The sequence below is a fragment of the Ruegeria spongiae genome (assembly GCF_023502395.1).
Lineage (GTDB): Bacteria > Pseudomonadota > Alphaproteobacteria > Rhodobacterales > Rhodobacteraceae > Ruegeria_C > Ruegeria_C spongiae.
Window position 1 is genome coordinate 29,070 of record NZ_JAMFMB010000020.1, and the last position, 19,136, is coordinate 48,205.

16 protein-coding genes are annotated in these 19,136 nt (G+C 62.9%); 8 read left to right on the forward strand and 8 right to left on the reverse strand.

The window, feature by feature from the left end; translation table 11 throughout:
* Nucleotides 1-30 precede the first annotated feature (30 nt).
* The 7 genes from M3P21_RS15485 (at nucleotide 31) to M3P21_RS15515 (ending at nucleotide 7,875) form a co-directional block, all read left to right on the forward strand.
* Entirely contained in the window at nucleotides 31-345 is a 315-nt protein-coding gene (locus M3P21_RS15485; protein WP_308445964.1) for a (2Fe-2S)-binding protein, read from the forward strand.
* On the forward strand, nucleotides 288-773 hold the full coding sequence (gene bfr, locus M3P21_RS15490; RefSeq protein WP_249711263.1) for a bacterioferritin: 486 nt from the start codon (nucleotides 288-290) through the stop codon (nucleotides 771-773). The genes M3P21_RS15485 and bfr overlap by 58 nt, the downstream gene beginning before the upstream one ends.
* A complete protein-coding gene (locus M3P21_RS15495; RefSeq protein WP_249711266.1) occupies nucleotides 760-2,283 on the forward strand; it encodes a di-heme oxidoreductase family protein in 1,524 nt (507 codons plus the stop codon). The genes bfr and M3P21_RS15495 overlap by 14 nt, the downstream gene beginning before the upstream one ends.
* On the forward strand, nucleotides 2,284-3,270 hold the full coding sequence (locus tag M3P21_RS15500; protein ID WP_308445965.1) for an imelysin family protein: 987 nt from the start codon (nucleotides 2,284-2,286) through the stop codon (nucleotides 3,268-3,270).
* A gap of 1 nt (nucleotide 3,271) precedes the next feature.
* Complete coding sequence (locus M3P21_RS15505; RefSeq protein WP_249711268.1) at nucleotides 3,272-4,351, forward strand: DUF1513 domain-containing protein; 1,080 nt, start codon at nucleotides 3,272-3,274, stop codon at nucleotides 4,349-4,351.
* A gap of 349 nt (nucleotides 4,352-4,700) precedes the next feature.
* Complete coding sequence (locus M3P21_RS15510; RefSeq protein ID WP_249711270.1) at nucleotides 4,701-6,392, forward strand: thiamine pyrophosphate-binding protein; 1,692 nt, start codon at nucleotides 4,701-4,703, stop codon at nucleotides 6,390-6,392.
* Entirely contained in the window at nucleotides 6,367-7,875 is a 1,509-nt protein-coding gene (locus tag M3P21_RS15515; protein WP_249711272.1) for a hypothetical protein, read from the forward strand. The genes M3P21_RS15510 and M3P21_RS15515 overlap by 26 nt, the downstream gene beginning before the upstream one ends.
* Before the next feature lie 43 nt (nucleotides 7,876-7,918).
* Here M3P21_RS15515 and M3P21_RS15520 read toward each other — a convergent pair whose 3' ends face one another.
* The 7 genes from M3P21_RS15520 to M3P21_RS15550 all read right to left on the reverse strand — a co-directional run bounded on the left by M3P21_RS15520 (nucleotide 7,919) and on the right by M3P21_RS15550 (nucleotide 17,435).
* A complete protein-coding gene (locus tag M3P21_RS15520) occupies nucleotides 7,919-9,106 on the reverse strand; it encodes a GAK system CofD-like protein (RefSeq protein WP_249711273.1) in 1,188 nt (395 codons plus the stop codon).
* Nucleotides 9,107-9,177: 71 nt separating this feature from the next.
* Nucleotides 9,178-10,194 carry an AbrB family transcriptional regulator gene (locus tag M3P21_RS15525; protein WP_249711275.1) on the reverse strand — a complete coding sequence of 339 codons (1,017 nt, stop codon included), beginning with the start codon at nucleotides 10,192-10,194 and terminating at the stop codon, nucleotides 9,178-9,180.
* Between the two features lie 71 nt (nucleotides 10,195-10,265).
* Nucleotides 10,266-11,666 carry a pyridoxal phosphate-dependent decarboxylase family protein gene (locus M3P21_RS15530; protein ID WP_249711277.1) on the reverse strand — a complete coding sequence of 467 codons (1,401 nt, stop codon included), beginning with the start codon at nucleotides 11,664-11,666 and terminating at the stop codon, nucleotides 10,266-10,268.
* Between the two features lies 1 nt (nucleotide 11,667).
* Nucleotides 11,668-12,747 carry a PLP-dependent cysteine synthase family protein gene (locus tag M3P21_RS15535; protein ID WP_249711278.1) on the reverse strand — a complete coding sequence of 360 codons (1,080 nt, stop codon included), beginning with the start codon at nucleotides 12,745-12,747 and terminating at the stop codon, nucleotides 11,668-11,670.
* A gap of 163 nt (nucleotides 12,748-12,910) precedes the next feature.
* Nucleotides 12,911-14,476 (reverse strand): winged helix-turn-helix domain-containing tetratricopeptide repeat protein, encoded by a 1,566-nt coding sequence (locus M3P21_RS15540; RefSeq protein WP_249711280.1) that lies wholly within the window; start codon nucleotides 14,474-14,476, stop codon nucleotides 12,911-12,913.
* Nucleotides 14,477-14,523: 47 nt separating this feature from the next.
* Nucleotides 14,524-15,771 carry a hypothetical protein gene (locus M3P21_RS15545; protein ID WP_249711282.1) on the reverse strand — a complete coding sequence of 416 codons (1,248 nt, stop codon included), beginning with the start codon at nucleotides 15,769-15,771 and terminating at the stop codon, nucleotides 14,524-14,526.
* Nucleotides 15,771-17,435, reverse strand: a complete 1,665-nt coding sequence (locus tag M3P21_RS15550; RefSeq protein ID WP_249711284.1) for an NAD-dependent malic enzyme — start codon at nucleotides 17,433-17,435, stop codon at nucleotides 15,771-15,773. Before M3P21_RS15550 ends, M3P21_RS15545 begins: the two co-directional genes overlap by 1 nt.
* A gap of 162 nt (nucleotides 17,436-17,597) precedes the next feature.
* On the opposite strand from M3P21_RS15550, the gene M3P21_RS15555 reads away from it, so the two are divergent.
* Complete coding sequence (locus M3P21_RS15555; RefSeq protein ID WP_283781001.1) at nucleotides 17,598-18,338, forward strand: glutathione S-transferase N-terminal domain-containing protein; 741 nt, start codon at nucleotides 17,598-17,600, stop codon at nucleotides 18,336-18,338.
* Nucleotides 18,339-18,368: 30 nt separating this feature from the next.
* Here the strand turns inward: M3P21_RS15555 and M3P21_RS15560 are convergent, their stop codons facing one another.
* A complete protein-coding gene (locus M3P21_RS15560) occupies nucleotides 18,369-19,052 on the reverse strand; it encodes a hypothetical protein (RefSeq protein ID WP_249711287.1) in 684 nt (227 codons plus the stop codon).
* Between the last annotated feature and the right edge of the window lie 84 nt (nucleotides 19,053-19,136).

Here is a 19,136-nt window from a genome sequence, read left to right on the forward strand (position 1 = left end):
CGGGCGGCTCTCGCACGCCCGGCCACCTTGATGCAGGACGCAGAAATGATCGTTTGCCATTGTCAGAATATTTCGGACACCGAAATTGATGCCGCCATCGACTGGATGCGGGCGTCAGACCCGCAGGCCCTGATCACACCGGGCAAAATCTATCGGGCCCTTGGCAAGGCTGCGGATTGCGGCGGCTGTATGCCGCTTTTTTTGGACACGATGAGAAAAAACGGTAACTTGGAAATACCCATGCAACTCCGCTCCCTCCGGGGTGGGGCAACAAAGGAACCCGAGCCATGCAAGGCGACGCCAAAGTCATTGAATACCTCAACGATTCTCTCCGTCACGAGCTGACCGCAGTCAGCCAGTACTGGCTGCACTACCGGCTGCAGGAGGATTGGGGGTTGGGCCATATGGCCAAGAAGAGCCGCGAGGAATCCATCGAAGAGATGGAACATGCCGACAAGCTGATCGAACGGATCATTTTCCTTGAAGGTCACCCGAATCTGCAAAAGCTGAACTCGCTGCGGATCGGTCAGACGCCAAAGGAAACCATGGAATGTGATCTGGAGGCCGAAAAGGAAGCGCAGGCGCTTTATGCCGAGGCGCGCAAACATTGCCAGTCGGTGGGCGATTTCGTCTCGATGGCGCTGTTCGAGGGGCTGCTGGCGGATGAGGAGGGTCATATTGATTTCCTCGAAACCCAGCTGGAACTGCATGACAGGATCGGTGCGGAAAATTATGCGCAGCTCAACGCGTCGAAAATGGATGAGGCTGAGTAGCCTCGCCTTGCTGGCCGGGCTGATCGGCCCGGCTGCTTTTGCGGCAGAAACGGAAACCGCGCCATTGCGCGACCGCCACCTCAACAGCCTGCCCCGGACCGAGGAAGAGACCGCGCGGGTCGCCGCCATCACCGCCCCCGCCAGAGATTTTTCGCAACCCCAGCAATTCGAACATCTCTCTGCCGGGGCTGCCACGGTGCGCGCGCGCAGTGACGCAGATGCGTTTTCGCAACCCTCGGCCAATCTGAGCTTTGAGCAGGAGCTGGATTTCCGGGTCGGCAACGGGCTGTTCAAGAAGATCTGGGTGTCGTCGCCCTCTTCGACCATGGCCTCGGACGGCTTGGGGCCGCTTTATAATGCGCGCTCTTGCCAGCGTTGCCATATCAAGGACGGGCGCGGTCATCCGCCGCTCTCGGCAGAGGACAGCCCGGTGTCGTTCCTGATGCGAATTTCAGTGCCCGGCGAGGCGGGGGAAGAGGCGATCGAGGGCTATCTGGCGACGCAACCGGACCCGGTTTATGGCGAACAATTGCAGGATTTCGCGCTGGCGGGGCATCCGGCGGAATACACGCTGCGGATCACTTATGAAGAGATCGATCTGCCGCTGTCGGATGGAGATTATGCCCGGCTGCGCAAGCCCGTCTATCATCTGGACGATCTCGGCTACGGGCCATTGCACCCTGCGGCCATGCTTAGCCCTCGGGTGGCACCGCAAATGATCGGGCTTGGTCTGCTTGAGGCCATTCCGACGGCGGATATTCTGGCTGGTGCCGATCCCGAGGATAGCGATGGTGATGGCATTTCGGGGCGCGCCAATATCGTCTGGTCGCTGGAACAGGGCCGCCCGATGCTGGGCCGGTTCGGGCATAAGGCGGGCCAGCCCACCGTAAGCCAGCAATCGGCGGCGGCGTTTTCCGGTGATATCGGGATCTCGTCCCCACTTTTTCCGGCGCCTGCGGGGGATTGCACCGAGGCGCAGGTGGATTGCCTTGCCGCGCCGCACGGCGACGACCCGGTGCGCGTCCACGAGGTGGATCAGGTGGCGCTGGACCTGACCAGTTTCTATAGCCGCAATCTGGGCGTGCCCGCCCGGCGTGACGTGGATGCTCCGAAGGTTCTGCGCGGCAAGCAGGTGTTCAACGAGACCGGCTGTACTGCATGTCATACGCCCGCTTTTGTCACCCACCGGCTTGAAGATCGCCCCGAGCACAGTTTCCAGCTGATCTGGCCCTATACCGACATGCTGCTGCATGACATGGGCGAGGGGCTGGCCGACTACCGCCCCGAGGGTCGCGCGACGGGCCGCGAATGGCGCACGCCGCCGCTTTGGGGCATTGGTTTGACCGAGCAGGTCTCGGGCCACACGCGGTTTTTGCATGATGGGCGGGCGCGCTCGCTGCTCGAGGCGGTGCTGTGGCATGGCGGTGAGGCGCAGGTTCAGCGGGATGCGGTGATCGAGATGCCCAAACGCGACCGTGACGCCCTGATCCGATTTCTGGAGAGCCTGTAAATGATGCGTGTGTTTGCCCTTTGCCTGATGGTCCTGCCCGGCGTGACCCTTGCCCAGACGCCCGTGCAACGGGCGGTTGATGTTCATATCCTGCCGGGATTTCAGGCGTTGGCGCAGCAGACCGGCGCTCTGAAAGCGGCAAGTGCAGTGGGGTGCACGGATCTCGAAGCGCCCTATCACCAGACCTTCGACGCCTGGATGGGTGTGTCGCATCTGCGCTTTGGACCGACCGAGGTGGAGGATCGCGCCTTTGCCATGGCCTTCTGGCCCGACACCAAAGGCTTCACGCCGAAATCGCTGTCGGCGCTGATCGCGGATCAGGACCCGGTGGTGCGGGACCCGGCGCTGTTCGCCGAGGTCTCGGTCGCCGCGCGTGGATTGTTCGCGCTGGAGTTCCTGCTCTATGATGACCGGTTCGCCTCCGGCGATACCTATCGCTGTGGCCTGATCCGCGCGATTGCGGCGGACATGGACCGGATCGCGGACGATATCCTGGCCGACTGGACCTTGAGCTATGGGTCCGAGCTGACCACGCCCGGGGGCGACAGCCGCTATCGCACTGGTGACGAGGCCGCGCAGGAGCTGTTCAAGGCGCTGTCCACGGGTCTGCAATTTACCTCGGACACACGGTTGGGGCGTCCGTTGGGCACATTCGACAAGCCGCGCCCGAACCGGGCCGAAGCGCGCCGGTCGGCGCGGTCCCTGCGCAATGTGCTCCTGTCGCTGGCCTCATTGCGCGATCTGGCGGCGCTGCTGTCTGAGGGGCATCCGGGGACCGCGGCAGAGCTTGATGCTGCTTTCGATCGCAGTATTGCCCTTGCCGAACGGCTGGAGGACCCGGATTTCGCGGGCGTCACCACGCCGCAGGGTCGGTTCCGGGTCGAGGCGCTGAAGAACAGCATTGATGAAATCCGCGCGATCACCGCAACCCGGCTTGGCCCGCAACTGGGCGTCGCGGCGGGGTTCAATTCGCTGGACGGGGACTGAAATGACCACGCGGCGCGGGTTTCTTGCCGGTCTGGTGGCAGCGGGCGCGCTACCCACCTCCGGTTGGGCCGATGCGGGCGCGCCGGACTACCTGGCCGCCGCTCTGTTCCCCGACGGATCCTATCGGCTGGCCGGTCTGCGTGCCTCGGGCGACATGGTGTTCGACCTGCCTCTGCCCGGTCGCGGCCATGCCGCCGCTGCCCATCCGTCGCGGCCCGAGGCGGTGGCGTTTGCCCGAAGGCCGGGCCGGTTTGCGCTGGTGATCGACTGCCGGACCGGGCAACCCATCGCCACGCTCGACGCGCCCGAAGGGCGGCATTTCTACGGTCATGGCGTGTTTTCGCGGGATGGCCGCATGCTGTTCACCACTGAAAACGACTATGACGCGGGACAGGGGATGATCGGGCTCTGGGATGCCACGCGCGGCTATGCACGGATTGGAGAGATGTTCTCGGGCGGGGTCGGGCCGCATGACATGGTGCTGATGCCCGATGGCGAAACACTGGCCGTGGCCAATGGTGGGATCGAAACCCATCCCGAGACCGGTCGCGCCCAGCTGAACCTGCCCTTCATGGCACCGAACCTGACCTATATGGAATTGGATGGCGGCATTGAGGAACAGGTCACCCCGCCGCCGGGCCTGCACAGGAATTCGATCCGCCATCTGGCGCTGCGTGGTGACGGGTTGCTGGGCTTTACGATGCAATGGCAGGGCGATGTAACCACCCATCCGCCGTTGCTGGGCCTGCACCGGCGTGGCTCCGACCCGGTGTTTCTGGCCGCGCCCGAGGTGCAACAGGCGCGGCTGCAGGGCTATGCGGGCAGTGTTGCTTTTTCGGACGACGGGTCGCGCATCGGGTTCACCGCGCCGCGCGGCGGCGTGCTGCATCTCTTTGACGTGGCCAGTCACGCCTTTGCCACAGCGCATGAGATCGCGGATGTCTGCGGACTGGGCGCAGGTCCTTCGGGGTTCTTCTTTACCGCCGGGACCGGCCTGACCGGTCGGCTTGGGCGCGGGCGACCTGCCGGGGTGGCGCAGGCAGGGTGCCAATGGGACAACCACCTGGTGCCAGTGGCCTGAGCCGACTTATCGCCGTAGACCGCCGAGCGGCAATTGACCTGCACCGATTTTTTGTTCTTCGGGATCAAGGTCGAAGATCCGGGTTACCGACATAGTGTTGATCCGGAGATCAACGCGACGCTCAATCGCATGATCGAGGGAACATCGGCGCCACCGCGACACGTGAACTGTGTGCATTGAAGCGGGCGGGCATTCAGACTCGATCGCCTGGAGGCGGACGCTTGACCGACCATTTGCTGAATGAGGGAAGGCTCGGCTTCGGGCTTCGGAAACTTGCCAAGGCCGCGTTCCGGCCCCTAGGGTATGGGGTGTCCCCATTTTATTGAAGAAAATCGCAAGAGGTATTGCCATGGCATCAGAGCATTGGACGGTCGGATCATATCTGGCGCGGCGCCTGCAGGAGGCCGGGATAGGCGATTATTTCGCCGTGCCCGGAGATTACAACCTGGTGCTGCTTGATGAATTGCTGAGCAATCCGGATCTGCGGATGATCAGCTGCTGCAACGAGTTGAACGCTGGCTATGCGGCGGATGGTTACGCACGTGCAACCGGTGGACCGTCAGCGGTTGTGGTTACCTTTTCGGTGGGCGGGCTGAGCCTGCTGAACGCGGTGGCCGGAGCTTTTGCCGAGGACGTGCCGATGATCGCCATTTCCGGCGGCCCCAACACCAATTCCGAGGCCGAGTGGGAATATCTGCACCATACGTTGGGCGAGGTCGATTACGGTTATCAGCGCGAGATTTTCGACCGGGTCACCGCCGAGGCGGTGCGCATCCATCATCCCTCGCTGGCGCCGGTGGCGATCGACCGGGCCATCGACACCGCCATGCTGCGCCGCAAGCCGGTCTATATCGAGATCGCCTCGAATATCGCAAATGCGCCGACCTCCGAACCGATTGCCCGCAGCTTTGCCCGGCAGGTCACCAGCGACCCGAACTCGCTGGCTGCCGCTGTCGATCACGCGGCCACGGTTCTGAACGCTGCCGCGCGACCGGTGCTGATCGCGGGCAGCAAGACCCGTGCGGCGCGGGCGGAACCGGCGCTGCGGGAGCTGGCCAAGGCCTGCGGTTATGCGCAAGCGGCGATGCCCAACGCCAAGAGCTTCCTGTCAGAGGCGCATCAAAACTACATGGGCATCTACTGGGGCCCGGTCAGCACGCCGGGTTGTGGCGAGATCGTCGATGCCGCTGATGCGTTGCTGTTCGCCGGGCCAGTTTTTACCGACTACACGACCACCGGCCATCAGCTTGGATTCAACAAATCCAGGGCGGTGATCGCGCATCCCACCTCGGCGCAGCTGGGCGAGACCAATTACAGCAATGTCCGCATGGACGAGTTTCTGGAGGCGCTCACCGGGCGGTTGACCCCGAATGACGGCGCGGTCAAAGCCTTTGAACGGGTCAGGACGCCGCGGCATCTGCCCGCGCCCGGCGCAGCGGACACACCGCTGACCGTGCGCCAGCTTTTTGCGCGCATTCAATCCATGCTGGAGGGGGACAGCACCTTGCTGGTCGAGACCGGAGATTCCTGGTTCAACGGGATGGATATCGACCTGCCCGACGGGGCAAGGTTCGAGATCCAGATGCAATATGGCTCGATCGGCTGGTCGGTCGGCGCGACGCTGGGCTATGCATTGGGTAAGCAAGGCGGGCGGTTGATTTCCTGCATCGGTGACGGATCGTTCCAACTGACCGCGCAAGAGGTCTCGACCATGATCCGCTATGACGCGAACCCGATCATCTTCCTGATCAACAATGGCGGTTACACGATCGAGGTGGAGATTCATGACGGCCCCTACAACACCATCAAGAACTGGGACTATGCAGGCCTGATCGAGGTGTTCGGCGCGGGCGAGGGCAAGGCCTGGGGCACCCGCGCAACCACCGAGGGTGAATTGGACGCGGCCATCGCCGAGGCGCAGGGTCGCGATGGTTTGTGCTTCATCGAGGTGGCGATCGACCGTGACGATTGCAATGTGAACCTGCTGCGCTGGGGTAATCAGGTGGCCCGCAACAATGGCCGTCCCAATCGCTGCCGGTAGCGTCATGGACGGGCGCGAGACGGGTTTGAGCGTTGCGTGCTGCCTAATCGTCTTGCTTGCCGGGTTGTCACCCGCCGTTGCGTCACCTTATCCCGAGAACCCGATGGTGTTCGACCTCGACATTCCGCTCGCCGCGCCCTGGAGGGGCGGGCTGTTTGCGCATGACCTGACCGGGGATGGGGATATGGATTTCGTCATCACGACGCTGGGCCATGTCGCCGCTTATTCGGCCAAGGGTGTGCGTCTCTGGCATGTGCGGGACGATATCAACCTGGGCCAGGAAGCCCGCCGGATGCACTTTCCGGGTAGGCATGGGCCGGGGGCGATCGCCGGTGACATGGATGGCGACGGTGCGCAAGAAGTGGCCTATCTGCGGCCTGATGGCACGCTGGTGATCCGGGATGGCAGGACCGGTCAGATCGAACGCAGCTACGATTTTCCGGGTGCACAGGGGCTGGCGATTGCCGATTTTCGCGGTACGGGCGACCGCGACGCGGTGCTGCAATATTCTCAGAACGAATTGCAGGCCATAAATCTGGAGGACGGGGAAACGCTCTGGCATGTGACGGATTGGATGGGGGTCGAACATGGCATCGTCCGCACGCTGGATCTTGATGGGGATGGTCGGGACGAGGTGTTGGGGCCGATCATGCTGGACCCGGAGGGGAAGTTTCTGCGCTCGGCGGCGCGTGAAGGCACCAAGATGAACAGTTTTGACAGTCTGGCGGTGGGTGACATATTGCCCGTGCCGGGGCTTGAGGTCGCACTGGCCGAGCAGCATGGCAATGATGAGACGATCGTGATAGGTGCTACCGAGCCGGGCTGGTGGCGGTATCACGAACCGGGCGGCATTTGGGCCATAGGTGAATGCCGTTACGGAGAAGACCCCGATAAACTGGCGGTGGGTGAATTCGATCCGGATCGTCCCGGCCAGGAAGTCTTTGCTCGTTCATCCTGCGGCAACCATCCTTGGGTGATGGCCGGGGACGGCAATGTAATTGCGTCATGGTCGGTAAGCGACACCGCTCCGCCAGGCTGGTGTCATGTGGGTGATTGCCGCTTTGACCCGGAGGCGAGTTTCCTCCAGCGCTTGGCCGACCGTATCCGGGTGGATCTGCGCGGCGGGCGCAGCCCGCGCCGCGGCGAATACGGAATCGACCTCGTGCGCCCGGTGCATTGGGATGGGAACGGGCAGCAGCTGTTATTCGTGACCGAACGCCATGTCGACGGCCAGATCGCGTTGGTGGATGCGCTGACAGGCGAATTCCTGCGGGTCTGGCCGACCGAGGCGGCGCGGACCTACGCGGCCGACGTTGCCGGAGATGCCCGCGAAGAGCTTATCGTGCTGGAAGCGCGGCCCGAGGGGTCGGCTCTCAAGATATTCTGGAACGAAGAGGCCGCCGAGGATGTGCCGCAAGATCGCCTGTGGAAGGATCGCGCCTATCGCCGGGTGCGGCAGAACTGGAACTATTATTCGCCCTGAGGATTGGATGCTCAGCCCGTGCACTGCCGCGAAAGGCAGGTTTTCAGATCAGCGAAATCAGCGTTTCGCAGAGCGGGTCCGGGTCATAGCGGTCCGGGTGCTCACTGCGGGTCAGGGCGAGGGGCAGGCAGGGGAGGGAGAACCGGGCCTCGACCGCCTGTCGCTGCTCCAGCGGTATGGCTCCGGCATCGCAGATCACCGCATTGAGCAGCGCCTCTGCCGGGCAATCCTCCCCCGCATCGGCGCGCAGGCAGGCAAGCAGGGCCGCAACCTGATCGGGCAGCGTCATTCCAAGGCATTCGGGGTCGTGGCCGAGGCTGGGCAGATAGATTTTGGGCACGTTTCGTGCAGCGATGGCGCGGCCCGCTCCTGCGGGCAGCAGGTTGGCTAGCACACTGGTATAGAGGCTGCCGGGCGGATAGCAGATCAGATCGGCGCGTTCGATCAGGCGCCGGTTGCGTTTGGGCAGCAGTACCGAGGCAGCAGGCAGGCGCTGGCCGTTGCGGGTCAGGAAAAGCTGGCGGATCGGCGCGGTGATTGGCGCGAGTTCTTTGCCGGTCAGGTCGCGCTGACCTAGCACGATCTGACCATCCTGCAACTCCGCGCCCAGACCCAGATTGTCGTCGACGATGGCCCGTACCGTGCCGCGCACGTCGACCATCTTGGACATCAGGAACAGCACCGGCTCGAGCGCGCGGTCATGGGTCAGGTAGCCGCCTGCAAGGATCAGATTGCCGGTGCTGGCCCTAGCCAGATCGAACCCGTGCGGGCGATGTTCGGCAAAGGCGCGCAGTTGCGCCAGGATCAGACGGCGCATGGGCTGGGTGATGGCGCGCATCAGGTGATGCTCGCCGGACAGGAGCGCGCGAAATTCCTCTTCTTGCGCCGCTTCGTCTGCGTCCTTGGGAAAGCGGTAGCTGAACAGGCGGAAAATGTCGGGCTGGCCCAGCTCAGTCTCGTCCGCCAATGCCATCAGCCGGCTGCGCAGGTCGCCGACGGCGGGCATGTCGAAAGCCTGCCGCAGCACTTGTGAACTGCCACCGCTGTCAAAGGGTGTGATCAGGTGCATGGAGTTATGGGAATAGAGCTTGAGCCGCCGCGCGATGTCATTCAGCGCGCTGCCGCCGCTGAGAAACAGCAGGCGCGGCCCCAGGTTGGGCAGGCTTCTGGCCCGAGCTACCCGCAACGGGTCCGGAATATCGGCGCTGCGCGAGATCAGCAGGTTTGACACCGGTGAGGCACTCCAACATGTTCACATCCGGCTATATCAGCAGGGGGCGCAGGCGACCAGTATGCCCCGGCTCAGCGCAACCAGCGCCCGACAAGCGGCGCGCCGATGATCACCGTGACCAGCCGGGTCAGGTGGTGGGTGACCACATAGGCCACATCCGCGCCCGCGATCAGCGCGATGACCGTCATCTCTCCTTGTCCACCCGGCGCGAAGGCGAGGATCGCATCGACCGGGTCCGAGAGGCCCAGCAAAATCACGATTTCCATGAACACAACCGAAAGCGCGGCGAGGATCAGGGTAAAGCCCAGACCGGCAACCACGATGCTGCGCAACTCGCCAAGGGTCAGGCCGACATAGCGCACGCCGACGGCCAGTCCGATGAAGAACTGCGCCGCCAGGATCGCCTCGGCAGGCGGGCGCTGATCTATCAGGCCGGTGAGGCTGGCAATGGTGGCCAGGATCATCGGACCGAGGATTGAGGCCCCGAACATGCCCATAGCGGCGGCTGCACGCCACCCGGCGGCGGCAATCACGACCATCAGGAACAGTTGCCGGTAGGGCACATCGGCCAGCGGTTTGCCGGGCGGGTTGGACAGGTCGAGATCGAATACCTCGGTCAGAAACAGCGGCAGCAGGCTGACGATGACCAGAACGCGGGTGGCGTGGACCAGGCTGAGCACCCGGGCCGAGCCGCCCGCCTCTTCGCCGAAGACCAGCATGTCCTGCAACCCCCCGGGCATGGCAGCATAGTAGCTGGTTGCCGGATCAAATCGCCAAAGCTTGCGGAAATAGGGATAGCCGATCAGCCCGATCAACAGGACGAAGGGTGGGATCAGCGCGATCGAGGCCGCCATGTCCGGCAGCCGCACCACGACGGCGGGTGTGATTGAGGCGCCAACCGCCACACCCAGGATCGTGCGCATCCCGGCGCAGAGCCGCTCGGGTGCGCGCAAATCAAGACCCAGCAGCGCGGCGACGAGACAGGCGAACATCGGCCCCAGCAACCAGGGCAGGGGCAGGCCGATGATCAGAAAGACGAGCACGCCGGTAAGGGCGATGGCGATCGTGCGCAGGATGGAGAGGGTCATGGCGGGCGGGCCTTTGGGTCTCAAAAATGTATACTGTTGCATACATTGTAGCGCAAGATGATTTCCACCTGTCAGAGCCCGGCCCGCACCTGAGTCCAGGCGGCAAGGATGGCCTCGGCGACGGGGTCGGCATCTTCGGCGGCGCTGGCGTCGCAGATCACCGACAGGCGCATGACCCAATTCTCGCGCCATCGGGCACCGCCGGCAAACAGGGCCCCTTGATCGCGCAGGGTCTGAATGACCTGCTCGGTTGCCATGTCGCAGCCTGCGCCTGCGCCAAAGCGCAGGATGATCTGGTTGAGGTCCACGTCGTTCAACACCGCGATGCCGGGTTGGCCGGTCAGCCGGTCGGCGATCTGGCGGGCGATCCCGCAATGGCGGGCCACCATGTCGGCGACGCCCTTACGGCCCAGGCTGCGCAGCATTGCATATGTTGGCACGCCACGCGCCCGTCGCGACAGTTCCGGCACCAGAAACGAGGGGATTCTGTCCTGCTCGATACGTTCGGGCAGGTAGCTGGCGTCGATGCCCATCGCGGTCTCAAGCGCAGCGCGGTCGCGGACGATGGCATAGCCGCTGTCGAAGGGAGTTTGCAGCCATTTATGCCCGTCCACGGCCCAGGACTGGGCGCGCTCGAGGCCGTGGGTCAGCGCGCGGTAGTCCGGATGCGCCCGCGCCCAAAGGCCAAAGGCACCATCCACATGCAGCCAGGCACCATGCGCGGCTGCAATATCGGCAATAGGCTCGAAGGGGTCGAACGCCCCGGTGTTGATCTGACCGGCCTGCGCGATGACCACGGACGGGCCGGGGTGCTGCGCGGTTTGGGTTGCCAGATCGCTTGGGTCCATCCGACCCTGGGCATCAGTGGCGATCCGCTGCACCCGGCGACGGCCAAAGCCGAGATAGCCCAGTGCCGAAAAGACCGAGGTATGGGCGTCGTCGCCCAGAAACACCTTAACTGGCGGCGCGTCGAACAGGCCGTCCTGATCGGGGTCCCAGCCGTGGCGGCGCAGCACCGCGCCGCGCGCTGCCGCAAGTGCAGTGAAATTGCCCACTGTCGCACCGGTGACAAAGCCTACAGCGGCCTCGCGCGGCAGGTCCAGAATGTCGAGCAGCCAGCGCTCGGCCACGTGTTCCAGTGCGGATACCGTGGGCGAACTGGTGTGAAAGGCCGCGTTCTGGCCCCAGGCGCTGACCAGCCAGTCGGCGGCCACCCCCACCGGGGCGGACCCACCAAGCACCCAGCCGAAAAAGCGCGGATGTGCCATCGGCATCAGGCCTTGCGTCGCGGTTTCGGCCAGATCACGGATGACGGCCGCGCCGGAGTCCCCGGTTTCGGGGAGGGGCGTGTCATAGTGGGCCAGCATCTGTGCATAGTCGCGCGCCGCAGTGCAGGGCGCGCCCGTCAGACCCTGCCGATAGGACAGGGCCTGCGCACAGGCCAACTCCAGTTCTGCGAGAGGCCCGGTCATGTCAGGGCATGTGATAACCGGGGGTCGAGGCCGAAATCTCGATCTCTTCCTCGGTCATCTCCTCCGCGATATCCTCGAACAGCGGGGTCGACAGGTACCGCTCGCCGGTATCGGGCAGCATGCACAGGATGGTCGACCCCGGCTCGGCCTGCTCGGCCACTTCCATGGCGATGGCATAGCTGGCCCCGCCCGACACGCCGGTCAGGATGCCTTCTTGTGCGGCCAGTTTCTTGGCCCATTCCACACCGGTCATGCCGGGGACCGGGCGCAGGTCCTGATAGTAGCCACCATCAATGGCCTCTTGCAGAACCGCGGGGATGAAATCCGGGGTCCAGCCCTGGATCGGGTGCGGTTCAAAGGCGGGATGGCTGGCGGCAGGGGCGTTGTCGGCGCCGCGCTCTTGCGCGTGACCGCTGCCGATCAGTTGCGCGTTGGCGGGTTCGGAGAGAATGATCCTGGTCTCGGGGCGCGCCTCGCGCAGCACCCGCCCCACGCCTGCGACCGTGCCGCCGGTGCCATAACCGGTGACGAAGTAATCCAGCCGCTTGCCCTCGAAATCGCTCAGGATTTCCTGTGCGGTGGTGGCGGCGTGAATATCGGCATTGGCCTCGGTTTCGAATTGGCGGGCCAGCAGCCAGCCGTGTTTCTCGGCCAGCTCCACTGCCTTGCGATACATGCCAAAGCCCTTTTCGGCGCGTGGCGTCAGGATCACCTTTGCCCCCAGCATCCGCATCAGCTTGCGCCGCTCGACCGAGAAGCTGTCGGCCATGGTGACCACCAACGGGTACCCCTTCTGGGCGCAGACCATCGCCAGCCCGATACCGGTATTGCCGCTGGTCGCCTCGACCACAGTCTGGCCGGGTTTCAGCGCGCCGCTGCGTTCGGCGGCCTCGATGATGTTGATCGCCAGCCGGTCCTTGACCGAACCTGCCGGATTGAACGCTTCGAATTTCACGTACATGTCGACATGGTCAGGGGCGATATTGTTCACCCGAATGGCGGGTGTGTTGCCGATCGTTTCCAGCACACTGTCATAGGTGTGGCCGTGGCCCTTGGTGGTTCTGACGGTCTCGGTGGTCATAATGCGCCCCTTCTTTGGCATTCAATAAATTCCTAAATGGGTCTGGGTCTGTCTTCCCGAAGCCCGGTTTGTCGCTCCAAGCTATGCGCAGATATCGGCAATGTCTTGAGGGCTGTCTGGGGAAAGCCTGAGGAAAGGTGGAAAATGTTCTTTTCTGGCCCGGTCACTCGATGCCATGTCGGCGCAGCGCTTCGGCCATCCGCGCACGATAGGTGTCGTCGCGAAACGGGAATGAGCGGAAGAACTGCGCCTGAGTGATGTCCTGTCGCTGTTGCAGCAGCCGCTCGGCCCAGCTGGCGGCCTCACCGGGTTTGCCGGCCATGTCGTTGAGTGCGACGGCGATGGCCTTGATCAGGTAATGCGAGCCGGGCGCGTTGGCGGACCGTTCGATCCATTTCGCCGCCTCATAGTCGCGGTTCTGTTGCGACAGGCTGATCGCGCGGGTGCCCAACATGGCATACAGCATCGGGTCCAGCGGGCTGAGCGCGCGGGCCTCATCCGACAGACGGCGACCCGTATCGCTTGCGCCCGATACGGTTTCGGTCCACGCGCGGGCATAGAGACCTTGCGCAAAGCTGGGGCTGAGCGAGGTGGCGCGACCCAGCCAGCTTTGCGCGCCGGTCAGGTCGTCGACCAGCCACAGCGAGCGCCCCATGTTGAAATTGGTGAACGGGTCCATCGGGTCCAGCTCGATCCCGCGTTCGGCAGAGCCACGCGCCGCGTTGACCGCTACGTCGCGGTTGGTGCCGTAGTGCATGAAGGCGGTCTTGAAATGGGCGAAGGACAGCGCCGCATGGGCGCGGGCAAAGCCGGGGTCCAGCGCGATGGCCTTTTCGAACATCGCAATCGCGCGGGCATTGTCGCTTTGGTCAAAGCGATAGAGCGATTGCAGGCCCAGGTGATAGGTCGCCCAGACGTCGATGTTCTCGGGTGATTGCAGCCGGGCCTTGGCGGCCTCGCTCAGCGGGATCTGCATTTCGACCGCAAAGATCACCTGCGCCACGATGGTTTCGCGGATTTGGTGCACCTCCTCCAGCGGTGACTGGAACCGCTCGGCCCAGATCACTTGACCGTCCGAGGTCTCGGCCAGTTCCACGCTGATGCAGACCTGCCGCCCGATCATCTCGACGCTACCGGTCAGGCAATAGCGCACGCCCAGTTTCTGCCGGATTTCGACCAGATTGCCGTTGCCAGAGCGGAACCGGAAGGATGAACCGCGCGCGATCACCGAGATCCAGCGCAGACGCGAGATGGCGGCGATCAGCTCATGCGGGATCGCCTCGCTGAGGGTGGCGGCGGTCATGTCACCGCCGAGGATATCAAAAGGCAGGATCGCCAGAGAGGGGCGGCGCGAGGCTGCGATCCACTCTTCCTCGGGCTGGTCCAGATCGGTCTGGCGTTCCTGCGTGGTGGCGGGGCCGGGCGTTTCGAGCTGGGCGACCCAACGCAAGCCTTTGCCATGCACGGTCTTGATAGCGGCCTGCAGGGTGCCGGAATCGTCCACTGCGCGACGGGCGGATTTGATACAGGTGGACAGGGCGGCATCCGACACCGCCCGCCCGTCCCAGAGTACATCGAACAGCTCGTCCTTGCCGACCAGCCGGTCGCGGTGTTCGATCAGGTGCTGGATCAGCGCCAGCGCCAGAGGTTCGGCCTCGACAAGCGCATCGCCGCGGCGCAATTCCTGCCGCGCTTTATCCAGTGAAAACGCCCCGAACCGGTAGATCATCGCCAGATCATAGCAGCAAACGCGGTTCTGTCTAAATCCTGTGCCGCTCAGTCGAAGACATGGCCATGCTGATACTGCTCATCCTGCCCGGCGGCAGCGGTCAGGGCGGCGACATTGTCCTTGGTGAAGAAGCCATCATATTTGTGGCAGCGCTCGATATATTCGGTGATCAGCAGCGTGTAGCGCGAGTGTTTCGAGAAGATCTGTTTCAGGTTCGGATCGTCTTTGCATTCGCCAACCACATGGGCCAGGAACGGCACGCCTTCGTCCTTCAACGTGTTGACCACGAAATCGACGTTCTTTTCGCCGCCCGTATGGTCGCCATCCTTGATCTCGACCGCCATGTGATGCAGGCGGCGACCGAAATTGCGCACGAAATCCTCGGTCGGCATCGGTAGCTGGTCAAAGGAGTTCACGAAAGACGGCGTGTTGTTGGCGGTAAAGACCTTGGCGGGCGATTTCTTGTCGTCATCCACATGCGGGTTGCGGTTGACATTGGTGGACGAGTTCATGTCCGAAATGTTGTAAGCGCCCCAGAAATAATAGGGCACCATGGTGAGGAATTCGAGGATCGCATCCTCGCGCTCACCGGCCAGAATGCGCGTCGCCATGTGGTCAAGCCCCAGCATCAGCGGCGAGATATTGCTGTCAGCGCCAAAGGCGGCGGCCTTGTCCAGACGCGTGCGTTCCTCGGTGCTGAGTTCGATCACATCGCCCAGGCCCAGCGAGTTGGGATTGTTGAAATCCAGATTGGAATACCCCACCCGATTGGCGGTGAAATCCGACGGTGTCGAGAACAGAAACCCGTTGCCGGTATAGAACGGGTTTTCCGTGTCACCGGCATATTCGAACCGCATGTTCTGATCCTCCAGCGTGTCGCGCAGGAATTTCAGGTCGGTCGCGGCATAGATCTCGCCCACATAACGGGTCTGCGGCAGCTTGCGCGCCAGCGGGTACATGCGGTTGATGCGGGGGATGAAATCCTCGAACCCGTCGCTGAGCGGCGCCATCAGGATCAGCGCCGGGTAGTCGGGATGGGAATGCAGCACCGAGAACCGGTGCGTGCGGCCCAGATAGCTGGCCGTGTGCCGGTAGGGGGTCATCACGTAAAGCTCGACAATGGTGTCCAGCATCGCGTCCGGTTCAACCTGCTGGACCACGGCGCGCATATTTCCGACCTGATCGGAAATGCCCGAGGATTGGCGACGCTCGTAGATGCGGGGCAGATACTCGGTAAAGAAGTCCGAGTTCTTCTTGTCTCCACGGGGCTGGTAGCTTTTCAGGTCGAACGTCATCATGCGTCTCCGGTTGCGTAGTCTTGGTAATGCGGGGTCCAGAATTTGGCGGCAATCGCAGCCTCAAGCGCGTCTCTGCTGGTCTTTGGGGCAACACTGTCGGCCTGCGCGGTCAGCCCAACGGCCAGCGCGATCTGGCGGCTGACGTCGCGGATATCGGACACATCCGGCAATAGGCTGGCGCGACGATCAGCCAGCGCGGGCGAGAGCGCGGCCAGCGCTTCGGCGGCGGCGATGAACATCGTCTCGGTCACCCGTGTCGCGTTTGCAGCCAGCACGCCCAGACCCATGCCGGGAAAAATGTACGAGTTGTTGCATTGGGCGATGTGGTGGGTGTCACCCTTGTAGCTGACCGGATCAAAGGGGCTGCCAGTGGCGACGATGGCTTTGCCATCGGACCAGTGGATGATCTGTTCAGGTGTGGCCTCGATCCGCGAGGTCGGGTTCGACAGCGGTAGCACGATCGGGTGATCGCTGTCTGCGGCCATGGTACGGATGATCTCTTCGGTGAACAGCCCGGCCTGACCGCTGACGCCAACCAGAATGTTCGGTTTGGCATGGGTGATCACGTCGAGCAGCGAGATGTCGCCTGCGGCCCAGTCTCTCACGCTTGCGGCGGGATGCGCCAGCGGTTGCTGGAAGGGCAACAGGCCCTGCATGGCATCGGTGAGCAGCCCGTGGCGGTCAACCATGTAAACCCGGTCGCGGGCCTCTGCCTCACTCAGTCCCTGTTTGACCATCAGCCGGATCAGCTCTTCGGCGATGCCCGCACCTGCCGATCCCGCGCCCAGAAAGGCGATGCGCGAGTCCTTGAGGGGCACGCCAGTCACATTGGCCGCCGCCAGGAGCGTGCCAGCGGTGACCGCGGCGGTGCCCTGAATGTCGTCATTGAAGGTACACAGTTGATCGCGGTATTTCTCAAGCAAAGGGGCGGCGTGCTGCTGGGCGAAATCCTCGAACTGCAGCAGTACCTGCGGCCATTTCCGTTTCACCGCCTGCACGAAGAGATCGACGAACTCGAAATACTCCTCTCCCGAGATGCGCTCATGCCGCCAGCCGATATACATCGGATCGTCCAAGCGTTCCTGATTGTTGGTGCCGGGATCGAGCAGGATCGGCAGGGTCACCGCCGGGTCGACCCCACCGGCCCCGGAATAGAGCGACAGCTTGCCGATCGGGATGCCCATGCCGCCCGCGCCCTGATCGCCAAGGCCCAGAATGCGCTCGCCATCGGTAACCACGATCGCCTGCACATCCGTGTTGATGGCATTGTCGAGGATCTGTTCGATCTGGTCCCGCTCGGGGTAGGGGATGATCAGCCCGCGCGGGTGGCGGTAGATCTCGCTGAACTGCTTGCAGGCATCGCCGACGGTGGGCGTGTAGATGATCGGCATCATCTCGGGCAGATGGCGGATCAGCAGGGCATAGAACAGAACCTCGTTGTCGTCCTGCAAGTTGCGCAGATAGATATGCTGTTCGATGGGCGAGGCCTGGGACCGGAACGCGGCATGGGCGCGGATGATCTGTTCGTCGAGTGTTTCGATATGCGGTGGTAGCAGGCCCGTGAGGCCAAGCTGGTCACGCTCGGCCTGCGAAAAGGCGGTTCCTTTGTTCAGCAGGGGGTTGGCCAGATAGTGCAGATTTGCGGGGCCGGTCTGTGTCATCACGGAATCTCCTGACGTGAACATCACCTTGCATGTGACAACCATGCACATCACAGCCGCTTTGGGGAAGCTTGGAGTTCACCCAAAAACCAGCTATTTTGCGGGTTTAGCTGTTGTCGGTCTATGTGCATTGGGCCATGCGGGGCAGGAGGAGACAGCGCGATGTCCGGGCAAGCGGGACCCCGCAGGTTTTTCGAGGTGATCGGAGAGGATCCCGCGTGCCGCCTTAGCCCCTATTGCTGGCGAATACGGATGGCACTGGCCCATAAGGGGTTGAGTTTTGAGCCGCAGCCCTGGCGCATCACCGAAAAACACCGCATCGCCGCATCGGGTGGAATCACCGCGCCGGTGCTGGTGGACGGTAGACGGTGGTTGCGCGACAGCTGGAAGATCGCGCTTTATCTTGAGGAGACCTATCCTGCGCACCCGCTTATGGCCGGTCCCGCCGCCCTGTCGCGATGCCGTTTCCTGAACAGCTGGGCGGATGGCACGCTGCATCCGGCGCTGTTCCGCGCGGTGATCGCCGAGCAGTTCCCGCTGACCGCCGAGATCGACAAGGCGTATTACCTGGAGCGAACGCTGATGAAGTTCGGCCAGAGCGTCGAGCAGATCGGTGCAGATCCCGACCCCGCCGCCGCGCTGGTCAGCAACGCACTGGTCCCGGTTGAGGATGCACTTTCCCTTGCGCCTTATCTGGGGGGTGATGCGCCTGATTATGGGGACTATATCCTGTTTGGTACGTTTCAGTGGGCGCGGGTGGTCAGTCGGCGGCACTTCTGGCCGCAAGGCTCGGCGTTGGAGCGCTGGTTCGACGCGCTGTTGGATGCCTTTGATGGCATGGGCCGGGCGCAGCCGCCACGCGCCCATTGGGACCTGCCGCCGCTGACGTGCCTTGCCAGATAGGCTAGACGCAATCCAAACGAAATTAATCGCTCACTGCTCGTGTTGGTCCCAATAAGGCAGGTTTTTCCGCAAATCTTCTGCGTCTGCGGTGACATCAACGGCTTCCATCACGCGGACCAGATCTTTTGCGAACTCGGGAAACAACTCGAGCGGAAGCGGCGGGGCAACCGGACCACCGCCGGCGAACAGCAAGCGCACCCTTATTCCCTTGTAATCAATAAAGAGACGGCAAAAGGACAGAGCTTCAGGATGGCGAGGAAAACTCTTGCTGCATGTTATGACGTGAGGTGGGGGGGCATCGGAGCCATCGACTTGGTGCGTGTATACGAAGGCCGGAGCATCAACGAAGGCAGAGGTTTCCGGGCTGTAGTATTTGTAAATGTCGTAGGCTGAGCCGCCAAAACGGGCGTCTCCAACTTTTTGTTTTCGCTGAATAATTGTATCTAATTTATGGTCAGAGCGTGCCACATACACGAGTCTCACCCCGGATACGGATTTATCATATCGCAGATCTTCAACACGCCTTGGGTTCACGAACAACCGCATGACGCGTTCGTCAGGACCGCGATCACTTGTCGGTGGCTGGCAAACGCGAATGATGATGTCGCCGATTTTTATGAGGCCACCGTCTGGCAGAAATGGTTCCGCACTTGGAGATAGCCCCAGATCCCCCTCGCACCATGCCTGTGACGGGTCATGTGCTTCGGCAGGCAAGTATTGCTCTATCTCGGCGCTCAAACCGGTTGAGAGGCACGACAATACTAGCAATGCAGGATACCAGCGAACTCCACACGATCT